Here is a 19,033-nt window from a genome sequence, read left to right as displayed (position 1 = left end):
AGCGATATTGCGCCATTATTAACAGTATGCCGTAATCGTTAATGCACGCCGCGATAAAAAGATGAAAGATAGGGTAAAAATCTGTCGCTTAATCAAGGATGTCACTGATGACGAACACCACGCAAATCAACCAGTACGGGCAGCAGGTCGGTTTTGCGCTGCCAGACTGGCAACCCGTTGCCAAACCTGCACGCGTCGCGCTTCCCGGCCACTACTGCCAGTTAGCGCCCCTCGACTCAAACCATTGCGATGCGCTTTTCCAGGCTTTTTCGCTGGCAGAAGATGACCGTGACTGGACATGGCTGGGCGCAAATAAACCACAGACGCGCGAAGAGATGGCTGCCTGGATCGCTCACAAAATTGCGGATGACAGCCTGGTGCCATATGCCGTCATCAACTGCACCGATAATCGTGCCTGCGGCGTGGTGTGCTGGAGTGCGATTGATACCGTTAACGGGGCCATTGAAATCGGCCATGTGACCTGGTCCCCGCTGATGCAACGCAACGTGATGGGTACAGAAGCGCTCTATTTATTGCTGAGCCAGGCCTTCGCGCTGGGTTATCGCCGGGTGGCATGGCGCTGCGACTCAACGAATATCGCTTCACGACGCGCCGCTGAGCGCATCGGGTTCACGTTTGAAGGCCGTTTTCGCCAGGTGATGACCCGCAAGCAGCGCAATCGCGATACCGACTGGCTATCCATTATCGACAGTGAATGGCCTCCGCTGCGTGCAGCGCTCGAAGCCTGGCTTAACCGGAAGAATTTCGATAGCAAAGGGAAGCAAAAACGTGCGCTGCAGAGTTTTATTCAGAGACCTGAGCAGTGTAATAACGCAACAGACTGAGCATCAAAAATGCCGTTCAGCCTCTTCTGCGAACGGCATTTCAGGTCTGACTTACATTGCGGGCCGGGTTTTTAAACGACTGACGCTCACCATGATCGCCAGCAGCGTCGCGCCCGCCGCCAGCCACAACCCCAGACGGACCGCGAACGCCTCCTGGGCCAGCGTGCCTGATGGTGCGTAAACTGACAAAATAACGCCAATAAAAGCCGCCCCCAGACACTGACCAAACGTGCGCATGATAGCCAGAATACCCGACGCATAGCTGCTGTGTTCCCGGGAGGCGCTGGCCAGCATCTCCCGGTTATTGGGGCTTTGAAAACAACCAAACCCTATCCCACATACCAGACCACGCAGGCTGATATCCCACACCGGCGCGTTTTCCGGCAACAGCGCTAACAACAGGAGCCCGACGCCAAAGAGGCATAATCCGACAGTGGAGATAACGGCCGGGGCATAGCGATCGGCCAGCCGTCCGGCGTGGGGAGCAACCAGCACAATCCCGACGGGCCAGGCGGTAAAAAGCAGCGCAGAGGTAAACGCGCTGTAGCCATAAACGCTCTGAAACAGAAACGGCAGCGCAACGAAGGTCATTCCCTGGCTGACAAACGACGCAAGCGAGGTTAAGGCGGCCAGAGAGAAGCGGGCAGAGGCAAAAAGCGTCAGTGGCAGTAAAGGTTGTGCCGCCCGGCGCTGACGGTAAACAAAAGCGATACCCGAGACAACGGCAACCAGGCCGTAGATCGCCGGGGTTAATAGCGAGCCCCCGGCTTCACCGGGCCGCGAGAAGGCGTTTGAGGCCATGATCACGGCGCCCAGCATGATGGCTGAAAAGAGGGCGCCGGCAACATCAAAGCGCCCGCGAATGATACCGCGATGGACAGGCACCACGCGCAGCGTCAGTAACAGGGCGATGACACCAAAAGGGAGATTTATCGCGAACAACCATTGCCAGCCGAGGGAGGAGAGTAAGGCACCGCCGATCACCGGGGCGATGGCCGTATTGGCGGCGATGAGCAGGGCGTGGATCCCCAGGATCCGACCCAGTAAACGGCCAGGGAAAATGGAGCGCAAAATAGCAGGCGCAATACTTAATGTCGCGGCACCGCCAATTCCCTGCAACAGTCGCATCGCCACCAGCATCTCCAGTGAGGTCGACAGCGCACAGCCCAGAGATGCCAGCGTAAAGAGGCTTATCCCGGCGGCAAAGAGGGCACGAAAGCCCGTCCGGGGAGCCAGTGCGGCGAAAATGGCCAGTGTCATGGCGGCGGATAACAGATAGCCATTGGCAACCCACACCGCATCGCCGGAGGAAACATCAAGCATACGGGCAATTTGTGGCAGGGCGATATTGACCATCGAGCCGTCAAAAACAGCCATCGTGGTGCTGGTCATTACCGCCACCATCGCCAGACGGCGTTCGTGTCCCGGCAGTCCTTCATCACCCGGCTGGTCAGAGAACAAATGCATAAAAAACCTCTGCGAAATAGATGCGAGAGCTCACTATAATGACTGGATATACAGGGCGGAAGACGCAGCATTTGCACTTATAACCTGCACCAAACGCCTTATCTCAATACAGGACATATGATGACCGAACCCGATCTGAATCTTCTGTTTGCACTGGATGTCCTGCTTGCTGAAAAAAGCGTTGCGGGTGCGGCACGTCATCTGGGGCTGAGTGCCTCGGCGATGAGCCGCACGCTTGGTCGTCTGCGGGAGACCACCGGCGATCCCTTACTGGTGCGGGCGGGGCGCAACATGGTATTAACGCCCTATGCCGAAGGGATCCGCGCGCGTACGCAAAACGCGGTTTTCGAAACCCGCGCGTTACTGCACCCGGCACAGACCGAGCTGAACATCAGCACCCATGAACAGCTTTTTACCCTGCGTGCCAACGACGGCTTTGTGGAAGTGTTCGGCCCGGCACTGGTTGCCGAAGCCGCGGTCATTGCACCGGGTATCACTCTGCGTTTTGCCGCAAAGCCGGAGAAAACGCCGCACCCTTTACGTGAAGGGCTGGTGGATCTTGAGATAGGCGTACTTGGTGAGATGGGGCCGGAGATCCGCGTCCAGGCGCTGTTTCGCGACAGGTTCGTCGGCGTGGTGCGAAAAGGGCATCCGCTGGTACAGGCTAAAGAAGTGACAACGTCACAATACAGTGAATGGAAGCATGTCGTGGCCTCGCGCCGGGGAACACTTTCCGGCCCGGTGGATGACGCACTGGCAGAGGTTGGCCTTTCGCGCAAAGTGGCAGCCATCGTTCCCGGTTTTCCCGCTGCGCTGGCTGTGGCCCGGGCGACGGATTTGGTGGCGCTGGTTCCGGCTTCGTTTCTCATTAATCGGTCGGCGGTCGCCGATCTGTCGGTTTTCGAACTGCCGGTGAAAACACGCGGGATCACCGTATCGCTACTGTGGCACCCCCGTACAGAAGGCGATCCGGCGCACCGTTGGTTACGGACGTTTGTACGTGACGTATGCCAACGCCTGCTACCGGAAAACTGAACTGTCTTGCAGGGCAAAACAGGCGTACTATCGCTCCTCGCGTGATTTTTCAAAAGGATAAAAAATGGACGTGGAAATACGCGAGGCCAGACCTGACGATTATACTGCGTGGTCAGTGCTGTGGCAGGGCTATCTTGATTTTGCGGGCAGCACGCTAAGTGATGCCATTACGCGCGCCACCTGGGCGCGTATTCATTCCCCCCAATCCACACTGTTATGCCGTGTCGCCGTTATGGATGGTCAACTGGTGGGTTTTGCCCTGTGCGTCATGCATGAAGGTACCTGGGTCACAAAGCCCATCTGCTATCTGGAAGACCTTTATGTGGATGCACAACGGCGCGGTCGCGGTGCGGGGCGAGCGCTGATTGAGGCAATTCGTCAGGAGGGTGAAAAAAGCGGCTGGGCAAAACTCTACTGGGTGACCCGGACGAACAACCCAGCCCGAAAACTGTATGATCAGGTTGCGGAACTGGGCGATGTCGTCCGTTACAGCATCAGTCTGTGACTACAGGCCGAAAAAATAGCGCAGGCCTGAGTAGGCTACCATCCCGGCAATAACGGTGGCAAAAAGCCCACGCGTGATAATCCCGGTAATGGCGGCGATCGCCGCCGCCAGTAACGATATGCTTATTCCGTTGCTGGTCAGGGCCGGTTTCTCGATAAGTTCCGCCGCAATAATGGCAGCCATAATGGCGGCGGGAATAAACCCCAGCCACTGCTGAACGACCGGAGCCAGACGAAAGCGGGAAAGCAGTAAAATCGGCACCGTGCGCATCAGCGCCGTCACCAGGGCCGCGATCGCAATCGTCAGTAAAATATTTCGCTCCATCTTATTTCGCTCCTTTCTGCGTCACGCGTAACAATACCGTAGCCAGTGTTGCCGACAGAGAAGCGGCGACAATCACAATGACACTTAACTCCATATGACCGGCGGCAAAGAGCGTAACGAGTACCGCTATTGCCACGCTGAACGTTTCGAGTTTTTTCTGCCGACTGGCAAACCAAATCATCAGCACCAGACCGATAAACATCGATACCAGACTGAAACTTAATCCTTCCATTAATGCAGGTGGCAGCGCAGAGGCCAGGCATCCACCCACCACACAGGCGAGGATCCAGTTCAGCCACGCGGCCAGGTTAAGCCCAAACATCCAGGCAAAGGGCACCGTTCCCTGATGGCCGCCGCGCTGAACCGCCACGCCGAAGGTTTCATCGGTCAACAGTAAGCCACTCACGATTTTCTGCAGCGTTGTCTGCTCGCGGAAGAACACGCTCATTGCCGAACTCATCAGCAGGTAGCGTAGATTCACCAGGAACACGCTCAGCACCACCGAAGCCATTTCTGCCCCCGCAGCCCAGAGCGAGTAAAACAAAAACTGGGCCGAGCCGGTATAGAGCGCGGTCGCCAGAAACGCCGTTTGCCAGACGGTAAACCCGGACAACGTGCCGATAGCACCGGCGGCGAAACCGATACTCCAGTAGCCGGGGATGGTTGGCAGGCAAGCGGCAACACCGCCACGAAACAGGGCTGTAGGGTCATCCTTGCGCATGGCGTCACTCTTCATCAACATCACTTTTCCCTTTCTTTCTTGTCCGAATGTGCAATCTTAAGGATCCTGAAAAATCGCGATAGTAAAATCCTGCGCATTTATAAAAAATGGCGGTAGAGCGGGCTGGAGAACGAAAACGTGACGCAAAACAGACGAGATGACATCAAGTTGTGGCGTGATAATGAACTGCACGGGGGAATGGAGATCCTGCGGGCCTCATGTTATGAGCACAGTTATCCGCCGCATTTCCATGACGAGTTTGTGATTGCGGCGTTTGCCCGTGGTGCCCAGCGCACCCGAATATGCCGACAAAAAGGGGTCGCGGCGGCGGGAACGGTAATGGTGATTATGCCAGGCGAAGTGCACACCGGCGAGGCGGTGCAGCGCGATGAAGGCTGGGATTATTGCGCGTTCTATCCGTCGCAAAGCCTGATCAATGACGTCGCAGAAACCGTGCTGAAAGGGCGAGGAGACGTCAATTTTGGTACCGTGGGCATGCGACACGATCCGCGGATTGCCCGGCGAATGCTGCATGCCGCCCAGGTGCTCAATGCCAGTGATGATCCGCTGGAAAAAACGTGTGTGATGTACCAGATACTCAATATTCTCATCGGCAATTATGGTGAACGGACAGTCAAAGGTGCACGTCAGGATGTAATGCGCGCCGACATCCGCAAAGCCATTGAATTTCTGCATAGCTGTTACGCGCAGGCGCTGACTGTGAAAGAGATTGCGACCGTCGCGGGCTTAAGCGAGTTCTATTTTATGCGTACTTTCCAGGCCATGACCGGTCTGTCAGTGCACCAGTATCTGACGCAGACTCGCCTGGTCAGAGCAAAAGGGCTGCTTTCCCGTGGCATAAGCGCGTCGCAGGTCGCCAGCGATGTCGGTTTCTTCGATCAAAGCCATCTGATAAAACACTTCCGCGCACACTTTGGCACCACGCCGGGCTTATTCGCTGCGGCCTCGGCCTGACGTGCTCATCTATCCAGGCACAAACAGATGATAAACAGAGAGTATTTTGACGTTCCCTTTGCCGGGCACACCCTGCGTGCCGACTCCTCTTATGGCAGCAATGGTCACGTATTAATGATCCACGGCGGTTCGAAGGACCGGGGGGTCTTCGCCCATTATCGCCAGCTACTCGATGAAATGGGCTACGGGACCACCGCCTTTGACTGCCTCGGACATGGCGCATCGACAGGTTCGATGAGTGAGTCCTCGCTGGACAGCCGCACCCGGCAGGCGCTGGCGGTCATCGCACAGCTCAATGTGCCGCTCACCGGCTGTCTTGGTTCCAGTATGGGGGCGTACAACGCCATACAACTCAGTGCGCTGGTGGATTTTCGTTCGCTTATTCTTCTCGTGCCCGGTGTCTATACCCCCGTGGCCGCAACGGTAAACTTCGGCCCGGCCTTTTCACAGATAATCCGCCAGCAAAAAAGCTGGCAGGACTCGGATGCCTGGCCGCTGCTTGCCGGTTTCAGAGGGAAAGTACTGATTGTCGCCGCAGAGCGCGATGAAGTCATACCACAAGAAATCCCTGCGAAATTGCATAATGCGGCAATGGAGGCGCTATGGAAAACGCTCTTTATTGTCCCGAATGCCGGGCATAACAGCGTATGGAAAAATATTACCCAATCGGCGGCATTGAAGGAAAAAGCACATGCGTTTTTCCGTACCTGCTTAGCGCCTGTCGATAAAGCCTGAAACGTTACTGCGTGGCGCTTTTGCCAGGGCTGACAATCATCCAGACCGCAAGACAGACGATCAGTGCCCCGATGCCAAAACCTTCACTCAGGGTTTCCCCCAGTACGAGGTAGCCCCACAACACGGCAAAAGGGGGGATTAAAAAAGTGACAGTTAATGAGCGCAGCGGGCCAATATCGGCAATCAGCCGGAAATAGAGAATGTAGGCCACCGCGGTGCAAATGAGTCCAAGTGCGATAACGCTTGCCCAGACATTGCCCTGTAGCCAGCCAATGGCAGGGCCGCGACCGACTGACCAGGCAAAGAAGGGCAAGAGAAACAGCGTGGCGCCGAGCTGGCTGCCGAAGGCGACCATTTTCGGATCCAGCCCGCCGCGCTGGCTTATCCAGCGGCGCGTCAGAAAACCGGCCAGCCCGTAACAGGCTGTGGCGACAAGGCAGGCGATAACGCCTGTGACGACGCTGGCGGTTACGTCTGTTTTACCTGTTGTCGTGATGATCATGATGCCGACAATTCCTGAAACCACACCTCCCCATTTACGTAGCGTCAGCGTCTCGCCAAAAAAGAAGCAGCCGATCAACGCCCCCATCAAGGGGGTGGTGGCGTTGAGGATCGCAGAATAGCCCGCCGGTAAGCGCGTTGCCGCCAGGCAATACATCAGAAAAGGCAGGCCAGAATTCATCACTCCGAGCAGTAGCGCCACGCCAAATTTTTGCTCAAAACGAAAGGGAGATTTCATCATGACCAGAATGGCGGCAAGACCGATAACACCCAACAGTACGCGAAGAAACGCGGTCGTGACGGCGCCGAATTCGGGTGCGGCAATGCGCATAAACAGGAAACTGGCTCCCCAAATGGCGGCCAGCAGGAAGAGTCTTGCGTAATCAGAAGGGCGCATGTGATACCTGTTTGTTTCATCGGAAGGTGGCAGAAAAACTAAAACGTTAGCCAGGGCCATGACAAGCAAGGATTTCTTCTATAATTAAGTTTTCCTAAATCATGGAATTGACGCGACGATGAAATTGCCACCTTTACATGCGCTTATGTGCTTTGAATCTGCGGCAAGACACATGAGTGTTAAGCGGGCCGCTGAGGAATTATGTGTTACCCCCAGCGCCGTGAGCCAACAAGTGTCCAAACTCGAAGAGATGCTGCATTCACGCTTGTTCATTCGTGGCGCGCGGGCGCTGGAATTGACAACAGAAGGGCGCATTTATTTACGCGCTATCCGTCCGGCCTTTGATCAGATATCCGAAGCGACGCAGCGTCTGATGGATGACGAAAAGCAAAACAGCATTACCGTCAGTTGTACCAGTGGTTTTGCTATTCAGTGGCTGCTGCCGCGCCTGCCAGCGTTCGAGAAACAGAATCCAGGCGTTGAGGTGCAAATCAGTACCACGAATCGTCAGGTGGATCTGTTAACCGAAGGGATTGATTTTGCTATCAGACACGGCTCCGGGCACTATCCGGGCCTGGAGGCGGAGTGCCTGATTAACGATCGTCTTCTTCCGGTATGCAGTCCGCGGCTCATTCCCGATGGACAAACACTTACCTCGCTGCTGGACCTGACCCAATTTACATTGCTGCATGATGAGCATCGCATGGACTGGGCCGTCTGGTTTAAGGCGGCCGGAATCGCACATGCCATTGAGGAAAAAGGGCCGGTATTTGTTGATTCCAATGGCGTACTGGAAGCGGCGATTGCCGGGAAAGGCATTGCGCTTATTCGAAGCACCCTTATTCGTGATGAATTGAAAAAAGGGCTGTTGATCAATCCGTTGCGCGTCGCCATTGATTCGCTACTGGCCTATTATCTGGTCTATGACGAATCGGCGCTGCTCCAAAAAATGAGTCGCAAATTCCGCGACTGGATTGTCTCTACCGCCAGCGCGGAGAGCAATGAATATTCTGCCTGAAAGACCAGCAACCCGGTCTTCACCATCAGGCAGTAAACGTCGTATCTCTTAAGGGGAACAAGATGACCGGGCGCCGTATTTCTATCGAGCAAAGTGATGCCTCCTGGCCCGAGCGCTATCAGAAAGAAGCGTTATTATTACAACGCGTGTTATCGGACATACCTGTCGCTATCCACCATATTGGCAGTACGGCCGTTCCCGGCCTTGCGGCCAAACCCATCATCGATATCCTGCTGGAAGTGACCTCGCTACATCTGCTGGATAAATATAACGACACCCTGCGCCAGGCGGGTTATACGCCGCGAGGTGAGTATGGCATCCCAGGCAGGCGCTATTTTGTAAAAGGCGAGAATCAACGAACCCATCATCTTCATGCCTTTGAGCTGGGCAGCCAGCACACGGTACGACATCTGGCATTTCGTGATTATTTGCGCCAGCACAGCGATATCGCTCAGGAATACGAAAGGGTAAAACGCGAGGCGGCAGAACACAGTGGAAACCTGTCTGAGCGCTACAGCCAGCTCAAAAATGACTTCATAAAGCGCCATGAAGCGCTGGCGTTACGGGAAAAATCACACCGTCAGCCGGGCTGATTTCACGTTTTCGATAACGCGCATTGCACTCTTTTTAAGCAGCAATAGCACCATGTCCGTGCATACCAAATGTGCACACGCCGCTCCCTGACAGCTGACAGGGATCGCGCCTGCGTAACACCTCTGTAAGATATCGCTTATTTTTCAAAAACCTATGAAATTTATCTTTGCCACTGACTCAGTTGGCATGTTTCATGCCTCTCTAATATCGTTCAAGTAACTTTACTGATGTTCAAATTACTTTCAGAGAGCACACCATGACACTGACCCGTTTGACTTTACCTGCCTGTCTGACACTGGTATCAGCCAGCCTTTTTTGCGCCCAGGCGTTTAGCGCCGATCTGCTTGAAAGAATTAAAGAGGCCAAAGAGATCTCCGTTGCCACGGAAGCGCGATACGCCCCCTTTGAATATGTCGATAACGGAAAGATTGTCGGCTACGACGTTGACCTGATGAACCATATTCTTGCGAAATCATTGCCAGGGGTGAAGGTGAAACAACTGGACCTGCCTTTCCAGGGCATCCTGCCAGGGCTGGATGCGAAGAAATTCGATTTCGTGGTCACTGCCGTTACCGTCAATAAACAGCGTATTGAACACTTCGGTTTTACCGCACCGGTAGCGGAATCCACCGTTGCACTGCTCAAAAGGGCGGGAGACGACGCCATCAAAACCCCGGATGACCTGAGCGGCAAAGTCGTGGGTTCACAGGCCGGTTCCGGTCAGTTGCAGGTGCTGCAATCCTTCGACCAGGCGCTGCGCGCGAGCGGCAAACCGGGCATTAAAGAGATCAAACAGTATGTGGCGTTTGATGAAGCCTATGCTGACCTGGCGTCTCGCCGACTTGATGGCGTTGCCCAGTCGCTCTCAAACCTGGGGCCGTTAATCAAAACCCGTCCCGGCGTGTTTGCCACGCTCCCGGAGATGATCGGGCCACAAACCTTCTTTGGTTGGGTAGGGCGTAAAGATGCCGACAGCGCCTCCCTGGTCAAGCTTATCAGCGACGGGATTATCGAAGCCAACCGCGATGGCACCATGAAGGAACTGCAACAGAAATGGTTCGGCTTCACGATGACCGTTCCAGCGACAGAAATGCCTGAACCGGCACTGTGAGCAGTCAACGATGACGGATTTCATAACGCGCTTTATCCACTGGCTTCCCATGCTGGCGCAAGGGGCGCTCACAACAGCGGCGCTGTGCCTGACGGCGATGGTTGCCGGTTTTCTGGTGGGTATTGGGGTATGGCAGATGTCTACAAGCCCGTTGCGGATTTACCGTATGACGGCCCATGGATGGGTCAGTCTGTTCCGGGGAACCCCGGTGCTGGTGCAGTTGCTGCTCTGCTTTTATTTGCCGTCACAGTTGGGTCTCAACATTCCCGGCTTTGTAGCCGCCGCGCTGGCCTTAACGCTGAACACAGCCGCCTGGCAATCGCAAATTCTCAAAAGTGGTTTCGCCAGTATTCACCCCGGCCAACTGGAAGCCGCCGCCATTTGCGGGCTGAGTCCCCGACAGATTTTATGGCGTATTCAGGTGCCGCAGGTTATCCGGACAACGCAGCCGTCGCTGATTTCCGAACTGATTGATGTGATCAAGGCCTCGGCGGTGGTGTCGGTGATTGCGCTGACCGACCTGATGCGTGTGGGGCAGCAACTGGCGTCTTCCACCTACCAGCCGTTGCAGGTCTATCTGGCCGTCGCCCTGGTCTACTTACTGTTGACCAGCCTGCTGGCGCTGTTGGGCCGCCAGGCGGAACGCCACTGGCAGAGGGAACAACGATGACTGAACTCGCACAATACCTGCCTGCCTACGTTCAGGCTCTGGGAGTAACGCTGTGGCTAAGCCTGTGTGCCGCGTTCGGCGGCATGTTGTTGGGGTTTGCCATCAACGGGCTCTGTGGCCGACGCGGCCTGATGTTTCGCCTGTGGCGCGTTTACGTCTGGGCTATCCGTGGCACGCCGTTTCTGGCGCAGCTTGCCGTCATTTACTTTGGTCTGCCGTCTGTCGGCATCATGCTGAGCGCGGCTGAGGCCACGCTGCTGTCGCTGACGCTGTATAGCGCCGCCTATTTCAGTGAAATTTTTCGCACCGCGTGGAACAGCATCCCGCCGGGGCAGCGCGAGGCGGCACTCGCCAACAATATCTCTACGCGTCGCTGTTTCTGGCATATCCAGATGCCGCAGGCCGTTCGTTTTGCGCTACCGCTGTTAGGTAATCAGTTCATTCTGACCATTAAAGAGAGCGCCATCGCGTCAATCATTACCGTCCCGGAATTGACCATGACGACGAGTCAGATTGTGGCCAATACCTACAGCTATATCCTGCCTTACACCCTGCTGATCATCAGCTACTGGCTGCTGGCCCAGGGTGTCAGCCTGAGCGTAAGAACACTGAGTCATGTACTACGAACCGGAGAATAACGTGAGCAATACCTCTGCGCCGGTGCTCGAAATGCGCCATGTAGGCAAGTCATTCGCAAACCATGTAGTGCTGAATGACATCAATTTACGCGTCGATCACGGTGAGATAGTCACCCTGATTGGCCCGTCCGGTTCCGGGAAAACGACCGCGCTGCGTTGCATGAATTTTCTCGAAGCCTATGACAAAGGCGACGTGCTGATTAAAGGGCAGTTGCTCGGTTATTCCGGGACACAGCGTGGACCCGCCCATGTTGACAGCGCCAGCCTGATTGCCGACGTGCGCAGGCCACTGTCGATGGTGTTCCAGCAGTTTAATCTCTGGCCGCATATGACGGTGCTGGAGAATGTCGCCGCACCGCTGGTGCTGGGCAAAAAGATGTCGCGCCAGGCGGCAAAAGCGGCGGCAATGGCCGCGCTGGGACGTGTCGGGATGGCGCAAAAAGCCGATGACTGGCCGGTGAGGTTGTCCGGTGGTCAGCAACAGCGGGTAGGCATTGCCCGCGCACTGGCCCTGAACCCGGAACTCTTGCTGCTTGATGAGCCCACTTCGGCGCTCGACCCGGAACGTGTAGAAGAGGTGCTGGACGTTATCCGAAGCCTTGCCGGACAGGGTATGACCATGGTGATGGTCACCCATGAGATGGCGTTTGCCGCCCATATCTCGTCACGGCTGGTGTTCATGGCCGATGGTCACATTATTGAAAGCGGCACGCCGCGCCAGATGTTCACACAGCCGAAAAGCGAGCGTCTTAAAAGCTTCCTCGCACCGCTATTTCGCAGGCCACTACAACCCGAAGAGCTGGAGAAATTACCATGATGGAAACGAGCTTGCGGGTCGCCCGCCAGGTTGACGAGGCGTGGCTGAATCAGTTGCTGACGCAACTGGCGGAATTTGGCAAGTTAGCGAATGGCGGCGTGGATCGCCAGGCGCTGAGCGAGGTGGAGCTGGATGCACGGGCCTGGATTATTGATCTCGCCTGCGAACTCGGTTGCGAAGTCTATCGCGACGCCGCCGCCAATTTATTCTTCCGCCGTCCGGGGCGATTAGCCGTTTCGCCCGTCGTCACCGGCAGCCATATCGATACGCAGCCATCCGGTGGCAACTACGACGGTTGTTACGGTGTGATAGCCGGGCTGGTGTGTCTGAAAGCGCTCAATGACGCGCAGGTTATCACCGGGCGTCCGATCGAAGTGGTTATCTGGACCAACGAAGAGGGCAGCCGCTTCGCGCCGGGAGCTATGGGCTCCAGCGCCTTCGTCGACCCGGCGAGATTGTCCGAACATCTTGGCGTGATGGGGGTGGATGGCGTGTCGTTTCGCGACGCGCTGGCACAGCATCAGACGCGCTTTGCGTCGATCCCGTTGCGTCCTGACCGCGAAATGGCCTGCTTCGTGGAGTTACATATCGAGCAAGGCCCGGTGCTGGAAAACCGGAATTTGCCGCTGGCTGTTGTTAAAGGCATTCAGGGCGTGCGCTGGTATCAGGTTACCTGCCATGGGGTAGCGGCCCATGCCGGGACCACGCCGATGACACTGCGCCAGGATGCGATGACTCTGGCCCGCGAGCAGCTTGTTCACATTGAGCAGGCAATGGGCGATGCCACAGATGACGCGTTGCGTCTGACGTTTGGCCGCTGGCAGGTCACGCCGAATGCCATCAACACCATCCCATCATGCGTGCGTTTTACCCTCGATTTTCGTCATCCATCGACAGAAAAACTGGCACAGCTCGATGCGCTGATGAACTCGCTTTCGAGCGAACACGTCACCGTCGAGCCTTTATTGAACAAAGCGCCGGTCACCTTTGACGCCGGTATCAATCACACTCTGCAAGCGGCCGGAAATGCGCTGGATATCGCTCATATGGAGCTGCTGTCTGGTGCGTTTCACGACGCTATGTATCTGGCCGAACACTGTCCGACCAGTATGCTTTTTGTCCCCAGCCATCAAGGCATTAGCCATAACCCGGCTGAATATACCGATCCTCGCTCACTGGCGGCAGGCGCCCGCACGCTGGCCTGCGCGCTGACTGAGCTATCCCAATCATTTGAAGGAGTTAAATCATGACTGCAACTGCACATTACCCAACCTGCTGCGAGAAAGACAATGGCGACGCGTTGGGGATCAACCCGACGGCAACCTCGCCGATTTCAGCCGATGGCGCGCCGGTATTCAACGAGCTTTATACCATTCCACCCCGCTGCGGACGCGCCGTTTTACTGAAAAAAGGGCAGGTGATTAAGATCATCAACACCCCTGGCAGCCAGGTGTGCGATACATGGTTTTTTAATAGCAGCGATCTCAGTGAATTTGCCTCTATGGAGCACACCCGTGCTTTTATTGACAAAATCATCCCACAGCCGGGTGATGTGCTGGTGACCAACCAACGTCGCGCCATCGCGACGCTGCTGACCGATACCTCACCGGGTGTGCATGACACGCTGATTGCCGCCTGCGATCTCTACCGTTACACCAACATGGGCATTACGGAGTACCACGATAGCTGCGCCGATAATATGCGTATGGCGCTCAATGCGATTGGTCTGCGCGCCCGCGAAGTGCCACAACCGCTCAATTTATGGATGAACACGCCGGTAAATCCTGATTATTCCATTTCCTGGTTGCCCACTGTCAGTAAAGCAGGTGATTATGTAGAGATTCGTGCCGAGCTGGATTGCGTGGTCGTGATGTCCGCCTGTCCACAGGACATCGTGCCGATTAACGGCTGCTCACCGAAAGAAATTCAGTTCGTCGTTGTGGGATGATTTTTCTTGCCAGGCCTGCGCGACGCAGGCCACAGGCAGACTTTAATGAAGCAGACAGATGAAAAAAAACGCTGACATCAAATCTACCGGAACCCCGCTGGGAATGCGGCTGCGCCACGCACGCCTGGTGCAGGAAATGACCCTCAAGCAGCTTGCGCAAAAGGTGGAATGCTCGGAAAGTCTGTTATCCAAACTGGAAAATGACGCAGCTTCGCCGTCACTGGCGATGCTGCACCGTCTGGCAAAGGCGCTGGAGACCAGTATTGCCGATCTGATGGCCGATGACTGGACCGCCGATCAACCCGTTCTGAAACCTTCCCAGCGTAACCGTAAACGTTTTTTGCAACGCAGCAAAAAAGGGGGGATTGAGCTTGAGAACCTGACCTGGCATCACAAGGGCGGTTTGCTGCAGGGCAATATCCATATTATCGAGCCGGGTGTCGCCAGTGACGGTCTGATTGAGCACCACGGCGAAGAGATGGGCTATGTGCTGGAAGGTGAACTGGAACTGCGTCTGGGAGACGATGTCTGGACCCTGGAGCAGGGGGATTCGTTCTATTTCCCGAGCCAGATCCCGCATGGTTACCGCAATATTGGTACCGTGGTCGCCAGAGTGCTATGGGTGAACACGCCCGTGACGTTCTGATCGTAATAAGACGAAAAAACCACGCCGCAGCGTGGTTTCGTTTATGCGGATGTTATTACAACCCGCGCTGTGCCATCTTTTTCGCAAGGTCAACCAGGCGGTTAGAGAAGCCCCACTCGTTGTCATACCAGGCGAGGATTTTCACCAGATTACCGCCAATCACCAGTGTCGACAGCCCATCGATAATGGACGAGCGCGGATCGCCCTGGTAATCGCTGGAGACCAGCGGTTCGTCGCTGTACCCCAGAATGCCTTTCAGCGGACCGGCTTCGGCAGCGTTGCGGAAAGCCGCGTTCACTTCGTCTACCGTCACATCGCGTTTTAAGGTCACGGTCAGGTCTACAATCGACACCACTGGCACCGGCACACGTAAGGAATAACCGGTGAGGCGTCCGTCCAGTTCCGGGATAACTTTCCCCAGCGCTTTCGCCGCGCCGCTGGAATACGGCACGATGGAGAGTGCCGCCGCCCGCGCGCCACGCAGGTCTTTTTCTGGCTGGTCGTGCAAGGCCTGGCTGTTGGTGTAGGCGTGAGTGGTATTCATCAGGCCATGTTCGATACCAAAATTCTGATGCAACACCTGCGCGGCTGGGGCCAGACCATTCGTCGTACAACTGCCGTTGCTCACAACAAAATGGCGCGCGGGATCGTATTGCTGGTCATTAACCCCCAGCACAATGGTCAGGTCATCGTTTTTACCCGGAGCGGAGATAATCACGCGTTTCGCGCCGCCGCTGCTGATGTGTACCGCCGCTTTTTCGCGATCGGTAAAGAAGCCGGTGGCTTCAATCACAATATCGACGCCAACGTCACGCCAGGGAATATTTGCCGGGTCGCGTTCGCTAAATACCCGTACGGCCTTACCATCAACAATTAACTGGCCTTCGCCTGCTTCGACGGGAACGGGAAGGGTGCCCAGTAGTGAATCGTGTTTCAACAGATGCGCCAGCGTTTTGCTGTCCGTCAGATCGTTAATCGCCACAATCTGAATTTCTTTATCGCCCAGCGCAGCACGCAGTACGTTACGACCAATCCTGCCAAAACCGTTAATGCCGACCTTAACCATGATGAACTCCTTCTTATCCGATGTCTGTCATCACTGTAGGTCGGCGGCGGTTTGGCGTAAACGACAAATAAGGATCACTTTACGCCATTTTGCGGCAGTGGAAGCGCTGACGATACTCGCCAGGGGTAAGGTGTAACTGGCGTTCGAAAATCCGCCGTAAATTGATGCTGCTGCCAAAGCCGGTCTCAGCGGCAATCTTGTCCAGCGTTTCGTTGGTTTGTTCCAGCCGGTTACGCGCCGCGGCCAGGCGTGCTTCGGCAACGTAACGCGCCGGTGGAGCACCCGTTTCGCGCGTGAACACACGGGTAAAATTACGCGGGCTCATCGCCGCACGTTCCGCCAGCTTGTCCACCGATAAGTCTTCGTTCAAATGGGTAAGGATCCAGCTTTGCAGGTCACTGATGGGACCTACGCTACTGGCCTGCTGTAAATTGTAACGGCTGAACTGGAGCTGTCCGCCAGGACGACGCAGATACATCACCATATTCTGGGCCACTTCCAGCGCGAGGCTAAACCCGTAGTCGTCTTCAACCAGCGCGAGCGTCAGGTCAAAGCCCGAACTGACGCCGCCGGAGGTCCAGACAGGGCCATCCTGTACATACAGGGGGCCGGCTTCGAGGATGATGTCAGGAAAGCGTGTTTGCATGGTTTCCAGCAGTCGCCAGTGGGTGGTTGCTCTTCGTCCACTGAGTAATCCGGCTTCGGCCAGCAACATCGCGCCACCGCAAATAGAGACCACCCGCCGCGCATGGGGGGCAGCAAGGCGTAGCCAGTCGACCACCGCGGTGCCTTCGTCTTCATCCTCGCCGCGTCCGGTAATCATTATGGTATCCCAGGGCTCACGCGGGTCGATTTCATGCAAACGGCTATCGGCGAGCAGGTTTAACCCGGATTGACCATGGATGACCTGGTGAGGTTGGGTCGTGGCGAGAGAGAAGCGGTAGCGCGGCTGCGGGCTGTCTTGTGCGTGCAGACGATTAGCCTGCATCAGAATGTCGGCGATACCGGCGGCTTCAAACAACATGCCACCATCAGGAACGATTATCAGGAATGTCTTCATGTCCTGAAATGTACGCTTATTACAATTTAAGTCAACAGGGTGAGGATGGGCAAGGGGGTAACGGCGCAGACAGCGACTGACATCAATAAAAGGGGGAATACCCCCCCTTATTGTTCCATTATATTAGCTTTGCATTTGCTGCCCATTGCGGAGGAAATGCATTTGAACACAACATGGGCTCGATATTAAGTACATTCACGCTGACCTTGTTGTGTATGACAAACGGGTCTTTTTCCAGATACGCGTAAATATCTTTTTCATTATCACCGTGAAACAGAATATAACCTCCGGTACCGCTTGTGAGAGGTCCGGCCAGGATGACACCTGCTTTACTGATACCCTCAACCAGCCACTTTTTATGCGCATCAATATGGGCACCCAGCTCCGATTCAGAGCATAAATAATACAGCGTTACGGCGTATAACATAGCGAGATCCTATTAATGTGTAATGGTGCCAATAAGTTGGGGAATGGCGTTCAGCGCCCGCAATATTTCCTGCTGCTTGATATTTTCGCCTTTTGATGCCCCCTCGACACGAATAAATTCCACCTGGGTGATACCCAGAAAAGCAAAGAAATGGCGCAAATAATGTTCCTGAAAATCCATTTCTGACAGGGGTGTGTTGTGATAGAAACCGCCCCTCGCAGAAGCCACAACCACTGTCTTACCGGTCGCAAGCCCCACAGGGCCATTTGCCGTGTAGTGAAACGTCTTACCTGGTTGCGCGAGCCTGTCTAACCACGCTTTCAACTGACTGGCGACCGTAAAATTGTACATCGGAGCACCAATGACAATCATATCGCTGGTCAGAAACTCGTTGACGATCTTTTCTGAAAGGGCATATTCAGTGGCCAGTTCAGGTGTGGTGACTGCGCCAGATACTGCTCTGAACCCGGCAGCAATATCACCCGTTAAGTGAGGTATTTCGTCTTTAACCAGATCACGATAAATAATATTTTCACACTGTCCGTTTTCCGTTAGCGCTTTTACAACTTCATAAGATAACTGACGGGAAACAGAATTTTCCAATGTAATACTGGAATCGATATGTAGAATTTGCATGATAAATACACCTGTGTAATGTCACTGTTTAATGTTGTGTGCTGCTTTATCAATAAGCGCCGCAACGTCCCTCGGATGCGATACCATTGACATATGACTTGACGGGAGGTGGGTGATATTAGCGCCAGCTTCTCGCGCCAATAAGTTTTGTACGGCAGGGTTAAGCGCGTTGTCATTTTCAGTGATTAAATACCACGACGGCTTATTGTGCCAGGCGGCATGGTTCACTTTTTCATTGAAGGCTTTCGCTGCTATCGGTTGTTGTGCTGCAGCAAGTAAACGCGCCTGAGGCTCAGGCAGATCATTTGCCATAACGTTGCGGAACATCTCCGGGTTATCCAGCCAAATCAAGCCATTGTTATCTGGCTGCATCCCACTCATGGGGGCATTCAGGCGCGTAAGGGTATCGGTAACGGATTCACCGCTGTCGGGCACCAGTGCCGACAGATAGACAAGCCCTTTCACGTTTTCAGCATTTCCGGCCTGCGTAATCACCGCGCCACCCCAGGAGTGGCCGACAAGCAGTACGTCGCCGTGTTGCCGTTGCAGGACGCGCTCCGTTGCCGCCACATCATCGTTAAGAGAGGTCAGCGGGTTTTGTACGGCGGTAACGTTATACCCTTTGGCCTGCAGGAGCGCAGTGACAGCGGACCAACTCGATCCATCGGTAAACGCGCCATGAACCAGAACGATGTTTTTGATGATTGACTCCTGTGCGCCAGCGCTTGTTGCGAAAATGAGGCAGAGCAGAAACGACGCGTGTCGCATGATTTTATTGATGAAAAAGGACATAGCAGGGTATCCCGATGCGCATAAATAACGTTTCCAGAGTGTAACGCTATGCTGAAAGCGATATTAAGTGTCATTAATGACAGGTATCATGCAAAATCGGACATT

The 19,033-nt window shown here is 55.1% G+C and carries 23 protein-coding genes; 14 read left to right on the top strand and 9 right to left on the bottom strand.

Annotation, left to right across the window (positions count from 1 at the left end):
* Positions 1–107: 107 nt before the first annotated feature.
* Complete coding sequence (locus ACS0RQ_RS13680; RefSeq protein WP_271851553.1) at positions 108–845, top strand: GNAT family N-acetyltransferase; 738 nt, start codon at positions 108–110, stop codon at positions 843–845.
* Positions 846–896: 51 nt separating this feature from the next.
* Here the strand turns inward: ACS0RQ_RS13680 and ACS0RQ_RS13675 are convergent, their stop codons facing one another.
* A complete protein-coding gene (locus ACS0RQ_RS13675) occupies positions 897–2,312 on the bottom strand; it encodes an MFS transporter (RefSeq protein ID WP_271851552.1) in 1,416 nt (471 codons plus the stop codon).
* Between the two features lie 120 nt (positions 2,313–2,432).
* Here ACS0RQ_RS13675 and ACS0RQ_RS13670 point away from each other — a divergent pair, with 120 nt between their 5' ends.
* Positions 2,433–3,347 carry a LysR family transcriptional regulator gene (locus tag ACS0RQ_RS13670; RefSeq protein ID WP_271851551.1) on the top strand — a complete coding sequence of 305 codons (915 nt, stop codon included), beginning with the start codon at positions 2,433–2,435 and terminating at the stop codon, positions 3,345–3,347.
* 64 nt (positions 3,348–3,411) lie between these two features.
* Positions 3,412–3,852, top strand: coding sequence for a GNAT family N-acetyltransferase (locus ACS0RQ_RS13665; RefSeq protein ID WP_271851549.1), 441 nt, complete (start codon positions 3,412–3,414; stop codon positions 3,850–3,852).
* On the opposite strand, the gene ACS0RQ_RS13660 is transcribed toward ACS0RQ_RS13665, so the two are convergent.
* Together ACS0RQ_RS13660 and ACS0RQ_RS13655 are read right to left on the bottom strand one after the other, a co-directional pair.
* Positions 3,853–4,176, bottom strand: coding sequence for an AzlD domain-containing protein (locus tag ACS0RQ_RS13660; RefSeq protein WP_039079035.1), 324 nt, complete (start codon positions 4,174–4,176; stop codon positions 3,853–3,855).
* Between the two features lies 1 nt (position 4,177).
* Complete coding sequence (locus ACS0RQ_RS13655; RefSeq protein ID WP_052249251.1) at positions 4,178–4,918, bottom strand: AzlC family ABC transporter permease; 741 nt, start codon at positions 4,916–4,918, stop codon at positions 4,178–4,180.
* A 117-nt stretch (positions 4,919–5,035) separates the two neighbouring features.
* On the opposite strand from ACS0RQ_RS13655, the gene ACS0RQ_RS13650 reads away from it, so the two are divergent.
* Together ACS0RQ_RS13650 and ACS0RQ_RS13645 are read left to right on the top strand one after the other, a co-directional pair.
* On the top strand, positions 5,036–5,872 hold the full coding sequence (locus ACS0RQ_RS13650; RefSeq protein ID WP_271851547.1) for an AraC family transcriptional regulator: 837 nt from the start codon (positions 5,036–5,038) through the stop codon (positions 5,870–5,872).
* 27 nt (positions 5,873–5,899) lie between these two features.
* A complete protein-coding gene (locus ACS0RQ_RS13645; RefSeq protein WP_271851546.1) occupies positions 5,900–6,607 on the top strand; it encodes an alpha/beta fold hydrolase in 708 nt (235 codons plus the stop codon).
* A gap of 4 nt (positions 6,608–6,611) precedes the next feature.
* Here ACS0RQ_RS13645 and ACS0RQ_RS13640 read toward each other — a convergent pair whose 3' ends face one another.
* Positions 6,612–7,505 carry a DMT family transporter gene (locus ACS0RQ_RS13640; protein WP_039079033.1) on the bottom strand — a complete coding sequence of 298 codons (894 nt, stop codon included), beginning with the start codon at positions 7,503–7,505 and terminating at the stop codon, positions 6,612–6,614.
* Between the two features lie 118 nt (positions 7,506–7,623).
* Between ACS0RQ_RS13640 and gcvA the strand changes: the two genes are divergently transcribed.
* The 9 genes from gcvA to ACS0RQ_RS13595 all read left to right on the top strand — a co-directional run bounded on the left by gcvA (position 7,624) and on the right by ACS0RQ_RS13595 (position 14,947).
* Complete coding sequence (gene gcvA, locus ACS0RQ_RS13635; protein ID WP_271851545.1) at positions 7,624–8,523, top strand: transcriptional regulator GcvA; 900 nt, start codon at positions 7,624–7,626, stop codon at positions 8,521–8,523.
* A gap of 62 nt (positions 8,524–8,585) precedes the next feature.
* Positions 8,586–9,116: a GrpB family protein gene (locus ACS0RQ_RS13630; RefSeq protein WP_271851543.1), complete on the top strand. Its 531-nt coding sequence runs from the start codon at positions 8,586–8,588 to the stop codon at positions 9,114–9,116.
* 257 nt (positions 9,117–9,373) lie between these two features.
* Positions 9,374–10,228 (top strand): transporter substrate-binding domain-containing protein, encoded by an 855-nt coding sequence (locus tag ACS0RQ_RS13625; RefSeq protein WP_039079030.1) that lies wholly within the window; start codon positions 9,374–9,376, stop codon positions 10,226–10,228.
* Positions 10,229–10,238: 10 nt separating this feature from the next.
* Entirely contained in the window at positions 10,239–10,898 is a 660-nt protein-coding gene (locus ACS0RQ_RS13620; RefSeq protein ID WP_271851542.1) for an amino acid ABC transporter permease, read from the top strand.
* Positions 10,895–11,536 (top strand): amino acid ABC transporter permease, encoded by a 642-nt coding sequence (locus tag ACS0RQ_RS13615; protein ID WP_271851541.1) that lies wholly within the window; start codon positions 10,895–10,897, stop codon positions 11,534–11,536. Before ACS0RQ_RS13620 ends, ACS0RQ_RS13615 begins: the two co-directional genes overlap by 4 nt.
* A 31-nt stretch (positions 11,537–11,567) precedes the next feature.
* Complete coding sequence (locus ACS0RQ_RS13610; RefSeq protein ID WP_271851563.1) at positions 11,568–12,353, top strand: amino acid ABC transporter ATP-binding protein; 786 nt, start codon at positions 11,568–11,570, stop codon at positions 12,351–12,353.
* The gene (locus ACS0RQ_RS13605; protein WP_271851539.1) at positions 12,350–13,603 is read left to right on the top strand and encodes a M20 family metallo-hydrolase; all 1,254 of its coding nucleotides are present in this window, start codon (positions 12,350–12,352) and stop codon (positions 13,601–13,603) included. Before ACS0RQ_RS13610 ends, ACS0RQ_RS13605 begins: the two co-directional genes overlap by 4 nt.
* On the top strand, positions 13,600–14,301 hold the full coding sequence (locus ACS0RQ_RS13600) for a DUF1989 domain-containing protein (protein ID WP_079497428.1): 702 nt from the start codon (positions 13,600–13,602) through the stop codon (positions 14,299–14,301). The genes ACS0RQ_RS13605 and ACS0RQ_RS13600 overlap by 4 nt, the downstream gene beginning before the upstream one ends.
* A gap of 58 nt (positions 14,302–14,359) precedes the next feature.
* Positions 14,360–14,947 carry a cupin domain-containing protein gene (locus tag ACS0RQ_RS13595; RefSeq protein ID WP_132439264.1) on the top strand — a complete coding sequence of 196 codons (588 nt, stop codon included), beginning with the start codon at positions 14,360–14,362 and terminating at the stop codon, positions 14,945–14,947.
* 55 nt (positions 14,948–15,002) lie between these two features.
* On the opposite strand, the gene gap is transcribed toward ACS0RQ_RS13595, so the two are convergent.
* From gap to ACS0RQ_RS13570, 5 genes are all read right to left on the bottom strand, one after another.
* Positions 15,003–16,013, bottom strand: coding sequence for a type I glyceraldehyde-3-phosphate dehydrogenase (gene gap, locus ACS0RQ_RS13590; protein ID WP_079497427.1), 1,011 nt, complete (start codon positions 16,011–16,013; stop codon positions 15,003–15,005).
* A 79-nt stretch (positions 16,014–16,092) separates the two neighbouring features.
* The gene (locus ACS0RQ_RS13585) at positions 16,093–17,073 is read right to left on the bottom strand and encodes a GlxA family transcriptional regulator (protein WP_271851537.1); all 981 of its coding nucleotides are present in this window, start codon (positions 17,071–17,073) and stop codon (positions 16,093–16,095) included.
* Positions 17,074–17,191: 118 nt separating this feature from the next.
* A complete protein-coding gene (locus ACS0RQ_RS13580; protein ID WP_271851536.1) occupies positions 17,192–17,500 on the bottom strand; it encodes a YciI family protein in 309 nt (102 codons plus the stop codon).
* A 12-nt stretch (positions 17,501–17,512) separates the two neighbouring features.
* The gene (locus tag ACS0RQ_RS13575; protein WP_271851535.1) at positions 17,513–18,136 is read right to left on the bottom strand and encodes an FMN-dependent NADH-azoreductase; all 624 of its coding nucleotides are present in this window, start codon (positions 18,134–18,136) and stop codon (positions 17,513–17,515) included.
* Positions 18,137–18,157: 21 nt separating this feature from the next.
* Positions 18,158–18,928 (bottom strand): alpha/beta hydrolase, encoded by a 771-nt coding sequence (locus ACS0RQ_RS13570; protein ID WP_271851534.1) that lies wholly within the window; start codon positions 18,926–18,928, stop codon positions 18,158–18,160.
* Positions 18,929–19,033 lie beyond the last annotated feature (105 nt).

The sequence above is a fragment of the Phytobacter diazotrophicus genome (genome assembly GCF_052061655.1).
In the GTDB taxonomy this organism is placed as follows: domain Bacteria; phylum Pseudomonadota; class Gammaproteobacteria; order Enterobacterales; family Enterobacteriaceae; genus Phytobacter; species Phytobacter diazotrophicus.
This window is presented reverse-complemented; position numbering and strand designations above follow the sequence as displayed.